The organism is Sulfurovum sp., from assembly GCF_049668085.1.
Taxonomy (GTDB): Bacteria; Campylobacterota; Campylobacteria; order Campylobacterales; family Sulfurovaceae; genus Sulfurovum.
In genome coordinates this window covers 1-12174 of the sequence record NZ_JBATIY010000051.1, presented here as the reverse complement: position 1 = coordinate 12174, position 12174 = coordinate 1, and the positions used below count along the sequence as shown (strand labels likewise).

The 12174-nt window shown below is 35.8% G+C and carries 18 protein-coding genes; 4 read left to right on the top strand and 14 right to left on the bottom strand.

The window, feature by feature from the left end; translation table 11 throughout:
• From WBM70_RS03455 to trxC, 6 genes are all read right to left on the bottom strand, one after another.
• Window positions 1–288 (bottom strand): cytochrome C (locus WBM70_RS03455; RefSeq protein ID WP_424557114.1); only part of this gene is annotated, 288 nt, incomplete at its 3' end.
• A gap of 116 nt (window positions 289–404) precedes the next feature.
• Window positions 405–728: a hypothetical protein gene (locus WBM70_RS03450; protein WP_424557113.1), complete on the bottom strand. Its 324-nt coding sequence runs from the start codon at window positions 726–728 to the stop codon at window positions 405–407.
• Between the two features lie 47 nt (window positions 729–775).
• Entirely contained in the window at window positions 776–1108 is a 333-nt protein-coding gene (locus tag WBM70_RS03445; protein ID WP_424557112.1) for a hypothetical protein, read from the bottom strand.
• Window positions 1102–2292 (bottom strand): sensor histidine kinase, encoded by a 1191-nt coding sequence (locus tag WBM70_RS03440; RefSeq protein WP_424557111.1) that lies wholly within the window; start codon window positions 2290–2292, stop codon window positions 1102–1104. The genes WBM70_RS03445 and WBM70_RS03440 overlap by 7 nt, the downstream gene beginning before the upstream one ends.
• The gene (locus tag WBM70_RS03435; RefSeq protein WP_424557110.1) at window positions 2246–2917 is read right to left on the bottom strand and encodes a response regulator transcription factor; all 672 of its coding nucleotides are present in this window, start codon (window positions 2915–2917) and stop codon (window positions 2246–2248) included. The genes WBM70_RS03440 and WBM70_RS03435 overlap by 47 nt, the downstream gene beginning before the upstream one ends.
• A complete protein-coding gene (gene trxC, locus WBM70_RS03430; RefSeq protein WP_424557109.1) occupies window positions 2918–3346 on the bottom strand; it encodes a thioredoxin TrxC in 429 nt (142 codons plus the stop codon).
• Window positions 3347–3470: 124 nt separating this feature from the next.
• Between trxC and msrA the strand changes: the two genes are divergently transcribed.
• Complete coding sequence (gene msrA / locus WBM70_RS03425) at window positions 3471–3998, top strand: peptide-methionine (S)-S-oxide reductase MsrA (RefSeq protein WP_424557108.1); 528 nt, start codon at window positions 3471–3473, stop codon at window positions 3996–3998.
• On the opposite strand, the gene WBM70_RS03420 is transcribed toward msrA, so the two are convergent.
• Genes WBM70_RS03420 through WBM70_RS03410 form a run of 3 tightly spaced genes read right to left on the bottom strand, consistent with a single transcriptional unit; the run spans window position 3999 to window position 4881 of the window.
• A complete protein-coding gene (locus WBM70_RS03420) occupies window positions 3999–4199 on the bottom strand; it encodes a hypothetical protein (RefSeq protein ID WP_424557107.1) in 201 nt (66 codons plus the stop codon).
• 9 nt (window positions 4200–4208) lie between these two features.
• Window positions 4209–4484, bottom strand: coding sequence for an acylphosphatase (locus WBM70_RS03415; protein WP_424557106.1), 276 nt, complete (start codon window positions 4482–4484; stop codon window positions 4209–4211).
• Window positions 4471–4881 carry a hypothetical protein gene (locus WBM70_RS03410; protein ID WP_424557105.1) on the bottom strand — a complete coding sequence of 137 codons (411 nt, stop codon included), beginning with the start codon at window positions 4879–4881 and terminating at the stop codon, window positions 4471–4473. The genes WBM70_RS03415 and WBM70_RS03410 overlap by 14 nt, the downstream gene beginning before the upstream one ends.
• 109 nt (window positions 4882–4990) lie before the next feature.
• Between WBM70_RS03410 and WBM70_RS03405 the strand changes: the two genes are divergently transcribed.
• Complete coding sequence (locus tag WBM70_RS03405; RefSeq protein WP_424557104.1) at window positions 4991–5776, top strand: sulfite exporter TauE/SafE family protein; 786 nt, start codon at window positions 4991–4993, stop codon at window positions 5774–5776.
• Between the two features lie 70 nt (window positions 5777–5846).
• On the opposite strand, the gene WBM70_RS03400 is transcribed toward WBM70_RS03405, so the two are convergent.
• The 3 genes from WBM70_RS03400 to WBM70_RS03390 form a co-directional block, all read right to left on the bottom strand.
• Window positions 5847–7451 carry a phospholipase D family protein gene (locus tag WBM70_RS03400; protein WP_424557103.1) on the bottom strand — a complete coding sequence of 535 codons (1605 nt, stop codon included), beginning with the start codon at window positions 7449–7451 and terminating at the stop codon, window positions 5847–5849.
• A gap of 69 nt (window positions 7452–7520) precedes the next feature.
• Window positions 7521–7898, bottom strand: coding sequence for a DUF5329 family protein (locus WBM70_RS03395; RefSeq protein WP_424557102.1), 378 nt, complete (start codon window positions 7896–7898; stop codon window positions 7521–7523).
• A gap of 178 nt (window positions 7899–8076) precedes the next feature.
• Window positions 8077–8562 carry a tetratricopeptide repeat protein gene (locus tag WBM70_RS03390; protein WP_424557101.1) on the bottom strand — a complete coding sequence of 162 codons (486 nt, stop codon included), beginning with the start codon at window positions 8560–8562 and terminating at the stop codon, window positions 8077–8079.
• Window positions 8563–8869: 307 nt separating this feature from the next.
• On the opposite strand from WBM70_RS03390, the gene WBM70_RS03385 reads away from it, so the two are divergent.
• Together WBM70_RS03385 and WBM70_RS03380 are read left to right on the top strand one after the other, a co-directional pair.
• A complete protein-coding gene (locus WBM70_RS03385) occupies window positions 8870–9961 on the top strand; it encodes a tRNA pseudouridine(13) synthase TruD (RefSeq protein ID WP_424557100.1) in 1092 nt (363 codons plus the stop codon).
• Between the two features lie 132 nt (window positions 9962–10093).
• Window positions 10094–10438, top strand: coding sequence for a hypothetical protein (locus WBM70_RS03380; RefSeq protein WP_424557099.1), 345 nt, complete (start codon window positions 10094–10096; stop codon window positions 10436–10438).
• A gap of 27 nt (window positions 10439–10465) precedes the next feature.
• Here WBM70_RS03380 and WBM70_RS03375 read toward each other — a convergent pair whose 3' ends face one another.
• Window positions 10466–11803: a DEAD/DEAH box helicase gene (locus WBM70_RS03375; protein WP_424557098.1), complete on the bottom strand. Its 1338-nt coding sequence runs from the start codon at window positions 11801–11803 to the stop codon at window positions 10466–10468.
• Window positions 11804–11811: 8 nt separating this feature from the next.
• Window positions 11812–12174, bottom strand: a 363-nt coding sequence (locus tag WBM70_RS03370; RefSeq protein ID WP_424557097.1) for a CBS domain-containing protein, incomplete at its 5' end; no start/stop codon positions are given.

Here is a 12174-nt window from a genome sequence, read left to right as displayed (position 1 = left end):
TGCATATTCATAAACAAAGTCATATACATGTGGAATGTATTTAGCTTTCACTTTTTTGACTTTAGGACAAATTTTCTTTACCTCAGCCTCAAATTTACCAGCTTCATGGATAGCTTCCCACTCATCCTGTGTATGTTTTTGAGCAAATTTTGCACCACCTATGTTACAAGGAGCTTTTAACTTTTTAAGATAAATCTTTTGACCTTTCTTTATATCTGCTGTTGCAGTTGATGAAAGTAAAGTCATACCAAGTAAAGCAGCAACTGCTAATTTAGTAATATTGTTCATTTATATCCTTTTGATTTTTTGGATGATGTATAATAACACTTAATTGTGAAAGTATTGTGAAGTAGTTTTATTAAGAAGCAGAATGTAAAAAACTGCTTCAAGAAGTTACACTATGATTAACACTTTGGAACGTGTGATCCACCTGTACCATATTCATAAGTAAATTCATATACATGTGGCCACCAAGATTTTTTAATTTTCTTTAAAGGTAATTTGGGACATAGTTTCTTTGTCTCTGCCTGAAATTCGCCATCATCCCATAGCTCTTCCCATTCATCCTGGGTATGCTCTCTTGCAAATCTCACACCAGAGAATCCACAGTATTTTCTCATCTTCTTTTTATAGATTTTTTGCCCTTTTTTTACACTTGCTTCTGATACTGTAGGTGCACTGACCATAGCAAATGCCACAAGGGTAAGTGCTGTAACTAATTTTTTCATAGAATTCCTTTTATTTTATAATATAACCTTATCCAACATTATTGTAACTACTTCAACTTATTAAAAACCTTAAACTTATCCCAATATATATCCAAAGCTTCATCAATGTCACTATCACTTAATGAAGTTTTCTCTTTAATACCATAATTATCGATGAATAGATCTGACATGACCGAGATCTCTCTTAAAGGATGTTTTAAATAATGTTTCAGTCCTGCTTTCACATTTTGTTCACCACTATAAACAAGAAGATAGCGCATAAACATACGTTGTAATGATGTGGGTAACTCTTTATGACAGTCAACACAATGACGTTCATATGCATCCTGTGCAAAAACTCCCGATACCAATACCAGACATAAGATCAAAGGTTTTACCATGCTAACACCATCCTTGTACCTTCCCCTACTTTTGATTCCACTTTTATAGAGATATCATATTCATCCAATATATTTTTAACAATGCTTAGTCCAACACCAAAACCACCTTCACTATTATTAAATCTCATATATCTATCAAACATAAAAGGTATTTTATCTTCTTCCATACCTATACCCGTATCCCAGATAACCAACATTCCATCTCTTAATTTTATACCCACAGTACCGTTGCGTTTATTATATTTGATCGCATTGGATATAAGGTTATCTATCACCCTGGTAAGTTTACGTTTATCCATAGTGATCGTAGCATCTTCCAAATCTAAGTTGCACTCAATATGTTTCGACTGCGCTAAGACAGCAAAATATTCTGCCCTATTATAGATCAGTTCTTTGATCTTTATCTCTTCATCCTGATTGGCTTTTTCATGTTCAAGCGTAAGATACATGAGATCTTTATAAAGAACAGAGACTGTTTTAGCTGCTATATTGATACGTGCAAGTTTTGTCTTATTCTTCTCTACCATAACATCCGTATCCATCATCTCTATGTTTGCCAGTATCGCAGAGAGTGGTGTATTAAGCTCATGGGTGGTATCTTTAATGAATCTGTCCAACAGAACAATGGAATCACGCATCGGTTTTAAGAATAATTTCATCAGATAGAGTCCAAACAACATAAAAAAGATAAAAGCAAGAAAGCCATAGACTATGATGTTTCTCCATGTCTCCCCTATCCATTCACTACTATCTTTCACTTCGATAATAAGATATTTTGTGCCCAAATAAAAATCATCTAATGTCTTCACTAGATGTATATGATTATTAGTTATATATATCTCTTCCTCATCAAAATGGACATTTTCATCTTCAAGTAAAGAAAATATTTTCATATGTTCCAGATCATAAATAGCTGATTTAAAACGTGGATCACGCGGATAGTCTATTCTTTCATCAAAAAAATGATGTAAGACTTTAAGTCTTTTTGTTTGTATGTAGGCATATTTGGTCAACATGGCCCTCTGATCAGAAAGCATAAGTTTTTCTTGACTTTGATAGTAAAATAGTGAGAGTAACGTGATCATCAATATAACCATCGCTACATAAAGTGTTAAAAATCTAAAAAGAGATTTCTTCTCACTTTTCAGCAGTGAATTTGTAGCCTTGTTTTTTGATACTAACAATTCTTTCCTTACCTATGATTTTTCGAAGATTCTTAATGTAGGTACGAAGTGCCGTATCACTGGGTTCTTCATCAAAGTCCCACAAATGCTCATAGATACGTTCATGCACAACGACCTCATCCTCATTTTTCATAAAAAGCTTTAAAAGCATTGACTCCTTATGTCCTAAAGATACTGTTTCTCCATCAATAATAAGTTCATTGTTCTTTATATCATAAGCAATGTTTTTTGAAATTTGTATCAATTCTTTTGATTCATGATAAAAAGCACGTTTAAGGAGTGTATCAACACGTATATAGAGTTCTTTAAGCGCAAAAGGTTTCCGTATATAATCATCACAACCACTTTCAAAACCTTTTTCCAAGTCATCTACCGAGTCTAAAGAGGTAATAAAAATGGCAGGTGCCACCACATCATTTTCTCTAGCCTCTTTTAAAAGATCAAAACCATTCATACCAGGTATATTGACATCTAAAAGCAATAGATCATACTTGCTTTCATAAAGTTTTTCTTGTGCCTCATATCCATCATGGACACTCACTACATCATACCCTTGTTCTTCTAGAAATTCAGTGACCGTTTCATTAAGATTGGCATCATCTTCCAGTAATAATATTTTATTCATCTACAAAGACTGCCTAACCCAACTTTGCAGTCTATCCGAACTCAATGCTCCACTAAGCTTATCTACTTCTTTACCATTTTTAAACACGATAAGTGTAGGTATACTCTGTATACCATACTGTGCTCCCAATGCTTGCTGTTCATCTGTATTGACTTTTACAAACTGTGCCTGAAGCGGCATAGCCAAAGCAGCCTCTTCAAAAGCAGGAGCCATTTGCAAACAAGGACCACACCAAGGTGCCCAAAAATCTACAACCACAGGGATATCTGAATTCGCTATAAAGGTACCCAGTTTGTCTGCATCTACAGAGATTGGTGCGCTGTTAAGTAAAGAGTTCTTACATCCACCACAGTTGGCTTTGGCATAAGACTCTTTTTTAGGAATACGATTTACTTTGAAACAATGTGGACATACAACATTAACATTCATGAGAAATGCTCCATATTTAGATTAATTCTTAATTTCTTAGGTATTATAGCAAATAAAATAAATATAAGATTAATAAACTATATGAGTATTTCAAAGGTATTCAGTAGTGTAAAAGGAGAATAAAATGTCAAAAAAAGAACTTATTGTTGGCGGTGGATGTTTTTGGTGTACTGAAGCAGTATTTGAACTACTCAAAGGAGTGAGTGATGTTGAGAGTGGTTATGCTAATGGTGACACACCTGATCCAACCTACAGAGATATCTGCACAGGAGATACAGGACATGCAGAAGTTATCAAGATCACATACGATGACACTATCATCACTTCAGATACCCTATTGGATATCTTTTTTGCCATACATGATCCTACTACACTCAATAGACAAGGTGCAGACAGAGGGACACAGTACCGTTCAACTATTCTCTACACGGACGAAGAGACTCAAGAGGCTGCTCAGGCTGCACTCAATGCTGCTCAAGCAGACTTCAAGGATCCTATCGTGACTACGATAGAACCTTTAAAGTGCTATTATACAGCCGAAACCTACCATCAAGACTATTATCGTCAAAACTCAATGCAAGGATATTGTATGGCTGTGATTCCGCCAAAAATAGCAAAACTCAAAGCGAAATTTGAAAAAGAGATGACATAGTTATTTCTCAGAGAGAGGATTGTCACTTCGATTCTTCACTTTTCTCTCTTGTTCTTCACTCACATTAAGTGTGGAGAACTCTACTTGACCAGCAATGATACATCCTTTACACCCTGGATCACAGTGATGCTTCAATTTTAAACACCATTCTTTGTCATCACCATGTGTACCCATAAATTGACATCCCCAACCACTACTCATCCTGCACTCCTAGTATCGAATCTCAAAACCATCTGTTGTAAATTCTGCATTATCTATGATCTCATATTGAATATCATTTACTTCGCTCAATAGCGAACCCTCTTTCAGTATATGTAAAAAGACATCAAATTCATCATCAAATATTTCAGCAACAACCTCTACTGTACCATCATGAAGATTTTGAATATATCCTTTAAATTGTTTTTTCATCATTCCCTGGGAAACAGACTTACGATAAAAAACACCCTGTACTTTTCCTGAAATGATAAATCTATACCACTCCATATTCATCCTTGAGCCCTTGTAAGAACTCTATAATACGCTGTTGAAAAAGAATATCTTCTTCAATGTCCATACATTCATGTAGTTGTATAAGAAGCCCCATATCTATCTTTGCTGTAAAGCGAGGCACTTCTTTGGTTTCTCTTGCAACCAATTGAATAAGATGCTCAAAATCAAGTCCATTGTTAGTCATGATCTTTGAATGATATTCATTGACCGTATCTATTAGAAGCTCTGCTCTTTCTTGATCGTCACCATAGATACTATGTGCTATCTCTTTGAGTTTTTGCTTTTCACACTCACATATATCACCATTTGCGGAAATCATAAGTGTTAAGATCTTTGCCCTATATTCTAAAGAACTATGATGGTACACCAACAGCTCTCTAAACATTTTCATTATATTCCGTTTTAAGCCTTTAAACAAAATCCTATCCTCATATATTATTAACACTATTTTAACAAAATAATACTATAGTTTGATATTATTTACAAAAGAGGCTGAATAAATGGGCAATATCGATTTAATTATTATCCTGACAACTGCCTTTTTAGGGAGTGTCGGACATTGTATAGGTATGTGTGGGGGAATTGTTGTTGCCTACTCTTCTACAAAAATAGATCAAAAATCGACTTATTTACAACAAACTGCTTCACACTTGGCCTACAACTTTGGTCGTGTTACGACCTATACTATTTTGGGTGCTGTATTTGGATACGTAGGACAAGTAGTCGCTTTTACACCCACCACGAAAGGGATACTTTTCATCATCACCGGTATATTGATGATACTCGCAGGTCTTTCACTCATTGGAAATATCAAATTTCTTAATTCTGCGGAATGGTCCGTTTCCAAATATGCATGGTATCAAAACAGCTTTAAGCAGCTGATGTCAAAAACATCTTATAGTAGTTTTTATCTTTTAGGCTTACTCAATGGTATCATTCCCTGTGGGCTGGTCTACGCTTTTGCTATTTTTGCAGCAAGTACGGCAGACCCTTTTGCAGGGGCATTGGTCATGGCAACCTTTGGGCTGGCTACAATCCCTGCACTCTTCTTTTTAGGGTTTATCACAAAACTCTTACAAAAAGGGTCACTGCGTGGTACCATGATGAAACTGGCTTCCCTACTTGTCATACTCTATGGTGGAATCACGCTTTATAAAGGATATAACTTTGTAGCACATCCTCAAATGATGAAAGAGAGAATGGACAAAATGCACGAAGGAAGTATTGAAGGGACAATGACAGGACAATTTAACGGCATGAAATGTGCACCCGGAAAATGCGGCTGATACAATCTTTTATTTAGCTCAGTTAATAAACTCTCTTGAAGTTCTTTTCCCTTTCAACAATAAAAGGTTCTTAGAGGTATCCTTTAATAGGCAGCAGTGAAGATAGCTCTGCACCTAGTTTTTTAAAAACACCTACTTGTGGAGGAGAATAGTACATTTTTTCTTTACCCTCTTCTATGGTATGCCAAATGGGACCATATTGTGTCAGGTCATCTTCAAACTCAGTAGGATATTTTCCCCAGGAGAGTTTATATAGATTATTCAAATTTAATAGTTTGCCTATTTTATCTCTTTGTTCTTTGGCAAGTTCACTGCTACTCACCACCATAAATATTTCCGTATTCAACTTATCTGATCGAGGGTCCATATTGGCAGAGCCTATCCCCATTCTGTTACTATCAGAAATCATCATTTTGGTGTGCAAAGAAAGGTTTTGGTGTTGTGCCCACTCTTGTGTTTTGAAAAACTTTTTGAAACTGTGCGGTTTGATCTCATAGAGGTCAACCCCCATCTCAACCAATGCTTTAATATAGTTTTTATACCCACCATAGACAAGAAAAACATCCGTAGACGCCAAGGAGTTTGTAATGACAGTGACCGTGATCCCTTTCTTTCTCAAGGTCTTGAGTTTGGCCATCATCTTATCACTAGGAATGAAATAAGGAGAGATGACGACAAGGTCATCTTGAATATGCATAAGATCTTCACTGATCTGTGAAGAGATATGAGTTGAGGCATCATTTTCATCCGTATTTACTTTGCTTGGATGGTCATAATAAAAATCTGTCTGATTGGCCACAGTAAGCTGAAGGTCATTATGGGCTATCTTTTGATTAAAGTCCGAGTTGATAATAGCTTTTCCTATAGCACTATTGCTAAATGCCTTGAGTTCATTTTCCAGATCTTTTTTTACAGCAAGGCTCAATTTTGGATCACTATAGGCAAAAATATCTTTAGAGGGTACTGATTCTTTACTGTTCCAATAGATGTCGAATTCCTCAGAAATATCAGGGATAACTTTACCTGTAACCAATACATCATAATCAAGAAAGAGTGTCTCTTCACTTAAGGAAAAATAGACATTACCTATGTTCCTACCTCCAATGATAGCAGCTGAACCATCAGCTATCAAGGCTTTGTTATGCATTCTTCTTCCCAGACGGTTGACATCAAAAAGCAGAGCCATGTTTCGAAATGAAGTTCTAAGGCTATTTGGATTGAATAAACGCAATTCTATATTAGGATGCAATGCAAGTCTTTCCCATGCTTCATCTTTTCCAGAAATGATCAGGTCATCAATAAGGATACGTACCTTTACGCCTCTCTGAGCTGCCATTAAAAGATGTGCAGTGAAAACTTTTCCTATACGATCATCTTCATAGATATAATACTGTACATTAAGGCTGGTTGTCGCATTGTCAATTAAAAACAGTCTTGCTGCAAAAGCATCAGTTGGCATGGAGAGAGGATAAAAAGCCGATTTATTTGCAAGTTTTTTATCGGTTTTCCTCAAGTCATTCAAAAGTGGTGCTTTACCTTTAGGTAACTTTGTCACACTTACTTCTTTGGGCACAGGAGATTTCGGCTGTTTCTGGCTACACGCAGAAAAAAGGAAAGTGACACTTAGCGCAATGATCATATGTATAAGATAGGTAAAATATTGTTTTCTGATCATAAAACTCTTTTCATTATTTGATGTTTTTAACTAAAATATCTACTGTATTGGACAATGATACCATGCTTTCTAAGGACAGACCGAACGATACCTGTGCAACTCTAGGAGAAGCCATTTTCCACTTTCCGTACGCTTTTTATCTGGGCATATGATATAGTATTTTTGACCCGAAACCATACTCTGTGTGGCACTCAAACGAATGAAGTCTTCTGCAGTGTGTATATCATCTGCATAGTACTTATATTTTTTAGTGATATGCTTGTGGGCATCGTCCCCACTGTGTTGTTCGCCATTACGTTCATAAAGGCATTGTGTATCTTTAACATAATGAAGCAAATGATCGATCTCCCTCTTATAGCTTTCTTCAGCAAGACTGACTGTTGGTATCATAGTAAACAGACCACTAAGAAGTATAAAAAATTTGATGAATTTTAAAATTGATTTCATACGACTTTCTAACCCTTTTATGATAACAGATTTTGAATTAACTGGTAAAAATACTTTTAATATCTTCTAGTGCTTTATTGGTATTATTATAACATCTTTGTATCATCATAAAGAGAATGCCATAGTCATGGTCGTGGTTCTGTTTAGACTTGGAATTGCAAACAGTAGTTCCTGATCCTCACCTTGTTACTCTCTCATTTATTTCTACGTAGTCTTTACATCCATCATTGTGACCAAGATCACAAGCTTTCCTAAAATACTCTTTGGCTGTTGAATAGTTTTGCTTAGTACCATCGCCATTAGCATACATCATACCCAATTGATAACAGCTTTTCTGTTCACCATTACTACAAGCTTTTGAAAACAGCGTGATTGCCTGGCGAAAATCTTGTCTTATTCCTGCTTCTTTACCAAGAAAATATATGAATCCTAGATTATAGCAAGCTTGAAGATATACATCTTTGGGTTCACCTGCATTGCAAACCATTCTAAATAGCCTTGCAGCACTATAAAAACTTTGTCTTATTCCTTCACCACTTTCATACATAAGAGCTAGATTATAGCAATCAATCATACTACCCTTATAACATCTTTTTTCTACATCTAGAAAAGTTTCTGCATTTAGTCCACTCAATAAAAGAGCGGTGAGAAGTAATTTTTTCATTTCAATTTCCTTATAGATCTGTTATTTATAGTTTAGCAGAAGGTACATAAAGGTATAAACAGGTGGATAATATCGACCCTATTTCAGTGAAAATACTAAAACTCTTAAAGATATTGCAATCAAGAAAAATGGTAGTTTGCATCTGAGATGATATTATCATTTATTCTAAGGTCTGCATGATTTTCAAAACCTTATAAAATATACCACTATAGAGGATTTTATAATGTTTCTTCATTTCGCGTAATACTCCACCCATCTTATCTATTTAAATACCCTCAATACATAATTATTTCGCTATAATTTCACCATGAATCACATTAAAACCTACGCCTATAACCATACCCCACTTAAGTTTGATTTTAAACAAACCATCGAACGATTTTTTGTTGAAGAGATACCTCTATACACTTTTACCGGTACAGGAAACTACCTTATACTCAAGATCAAAAAAACAGACATGAGTACATGGAAACTCATCACTGTTCTAGCTAAAGCAACAGGTCTTGAAGAACGTGATATCGGTTATGCAGGTCTTAAAGATAAAAATGCAACTACAATACAATACATTTCACTTCCAAAGAAGTACGAAAAAGAATTAAATAAAAATCTCACGACAGAAAAAATAGAAATACTTGAACGTACCTATAACAAATCACCTATCAAAATAGGTCACCTCAAGGGCAATCGTTTTTCCATCGTCCTGCATAAGATATCTGAAAATGAATCAAAGTTTTTCAATACCACTGCAAAAAAAATGCAAGTCGATGGTATACCAAACTATTATGGATACCAGCGATTTGGAGAAGACAGCCGTTCATACTTACAAGGTAAAGAGATCGCACATTCAGGTAAACGACTGAAAGGAAGTAAAGAAAAACTGCTTGTCTCAGCTTACCAAAGCTATCTCTACAACAAGTGGCTGGGTTCAAGAGTAAAACTCTCTGCAATTATCAGAGACCATAACGCAGAGGAATCAGCCAAAAAACTGCAATACCCACTCGAACTTATTAAAGTCTTGGCCAAGCAACCTCAATTTTTCAAACTCTTTATAGGGGATATCATCATGCCTTATCCTCACGGTAAAACAAACTTTGTAAAAGATATGATGCAAAGTGCACAAATATTTAAACAGGGGAAAACTTCTCCTACAGGATTACTATGTGGAGCTAATGCACTACGTGCACAAAGTGATGCCTACCATCTTGAAGAAGAGTATGATGACGCAGAGTTAAGTAGTTTAAAGGGTGACAGACGTTACGCTTGGATCTGGCCTAAAGAGGTAGAAACAAAGTATGACAATCAATCTAGGAAACTTACAGTTGAGTTTTATCTTCCTAAAGGGTCTTATGCCACTACCTTTTTAGAAGAAATAGGAAAGTTTTCTTTAAAGGAAATATAAACCATCATTCAATGACTAAGATAAACACCAAGAACTGTGCCACACGATAATTTGCCTATTAATTAGACAAAAAATCATTCAAAACTATTTAAATAAAGATTATAATATAAGCAAAAAAAGAAGGAACTAGGTATGCAATTTACATTTGGATCATATAATATACGAACACATGAACTCGATCAAAAACTCTCCCTTCAGGTTACCTCGGAATTAGGTGAAGTACATTTGAATAACAATGATAGCCGTACAAGTGGCTTTCCTAACGAAGTCTGTTTTTATATTGAGTCCCCTACCCATAAACCGGAAGCAAAAGGATTGAAAAAATTCACTTTTGGAGATTATACTTTTATTTTGGGGATCAACTATGCGGGTGAACTTTTTCTTTTCCACAGTGTAAAGCTTTATGTCGGAAAGAAAGTTATTAACGGCAAAGATACATTAACATTGGCAATTTTAAAAGATTTTAAAGCTAAATAAACGCTTTAAATACTAATAAACACGGATTTATTTTCTACCTCTTCCGCGTTTATTATTTCTCTTATCTGTCTTTGGCTTCTCTACATCAAATTTTTTAAAACCATCACGCTTAGTTGTTTTACGTTTTTTACTCTTAGGTGCAGAAGCTGTTTTGGTTTTCTTTTTACCAAAAGCCCCATCAGTATTTTTATGTTCATTGGGATTTTTACGGGCACCTTTTTGTTTAGGTATAGCTTTAGGAGCATAACCTTCTAATTTCTCTTGTGGAATATTTTTTCCCATAAGACGTTCTACATCTTTCAATGCTACCATCTCCAAAGGTGAGATGAGTGTGATAGCCAATCCTTTGGCTCCTGCTCTTCCAGTACGACCAATACGATGAATATAGTCACCGGTGACGTGAGGAATGTCATAGTTCATCACCACACCCAAGGCTGGTATATCTAAACCTCGTGCTGCAATATCTGTAGCAACCAGTACACGTATTTTTCCTTCTTTAAATCCTTCCAGTGCTCTTGATCTCTCACCTGAAGTTTTACCTCCGTGTATCACTGCTGTTGTAAGTCCTGAAAGGATTAACTCTTTGGTCACTTCATCCGCTACTTCTTTTTTACGTACAAACACAAGAACCTGTTTATAATTACGTGATCCTATGAGATAAGAGAGTAACTCTGTTTTCTTCTCTTTTTCGACAGGGTAGACTATCTGCTCTACAGAGTGTGCAGAAGTTCCCATACTGTCTACTTCTATTAGTTTTGGTTTTTCAAGTATCTGTTCTGCCAATCTTTTAACTGAGCCAGAAAGTGTCGCAGAGATGAGTATATTTTGTCTTCTTGATGGAAGATGCTGAAGTATTTTGCTCACTTCATGTACAAAACCCATATCCAAGATAGTATCAGCTTCATCCAATACCAGATAGTCAACACTTTCAAGGTTGACGTTCTTTTGTCCTATATGCTCCAAGAGACGTCCACTTGTTGCTACGATGATGTCTACACCAGCTTTGAGTCTATTAGCCTGTGAAGTTAAATTTGCACCACCAAAAAGGACAATGCTTTTTAGAGGAAGATACTTTGCATAAGCTTCAATACTTTCATGGACTTGTTTCGCTAGCTCACGTGTAGGAACCAAAATAACTGCTTTAGGGTAATGCTGACCCTCCACAAATGTTTTACTTAACTCTTGCAATATAGGTAAGGTAAAACCGGCTGTCTTACCTGTACCGGTCTGTGCACCAGCCATAATATCCCGACGTGCGAACATGGCCGGGATAAGAGCTTTTTGAATCGGTGTAGCAGACTCATAGCCTTTATCACTTAATGCTTTCAATATCTCTGAAGATAAACCAAGTGTTGCCAATGACAAAAGAGACCTTATTCCGTATCTCTGGAAATACTGTCTAACCTACGCTTAAGACGCATTTTTTGCTTTGCGACCTCTCGCATATCTGCATCACTGTCACTCTCATCGACGATCTCGACACCCAAGATAGTTTCTACACAGTCCTCAAGTGTTACAATTCCTTCTGTTTGATCATACCCATCAAGCACCAAGAACATATGCTCTTTTTTCTTAATGAAAAGATCCAGTGCTTTAGAAACAGGCAGATTCTCAGAGATCTTAAAGATATCCTTCTTAACAGTGTTTAAAGATACAGTGTCATCTTTAAGTGCCTGTTTAAAGATCTTTTTTGTCATAACGATACCCGTGATATTTTCCATACTGTCGTCATAGAC